The 292-nt window shown below is 49.0% G+C and carries 1 protein-coding gene; it reads right to left on the minus strand.

Going from position 1 to position 292, the window contains the following annotated elements:
• A partial coding sequence (locus M9196_RS23385) for a tandem-95 repeat protein (RefSeq protein ID WP_250619898.1) occupies nt 1-292 on the minus strand: 292 nt, incomplete at both ends.

The raw sequence follows: 292 nt of genomic DNA on the forward strand, positions 1-292 counted from the left end.
GTCAATGTTGGCGTCTGTAGTCGTCGTACCGTCACTTACTGAGAAGCTTAGGTCGACTTCGCCATTGAAGTTTTCATTTGGAGAGAAGGTATAACTGCCATCACCGTTGTCGGTGAACACACCATCGGTACCAGAGTAAGAGACATCCGCAACGGATAAGTCGTCACCATCAATGTCTGAAGCGCCTGCTAGAAGCTGCTCATCCGTAAAGGTCAACGACCCATCTTCTTGGATGGTGTAACCCACATCTTCCACAACCGCTGCATCATTCACTGGATTTACCGTGAGGTCA

Origin of the sequence: Vibrio methylphosphonaticus (genome assembly GCF_023634655.1) — a bacterium.
GTDB lineage: Bacteria > Pseudomonadota > Gammaproteobacteria > Enterobacterales > Vibrionaceae > Vibrio > Vibrio methylphosphonaticus.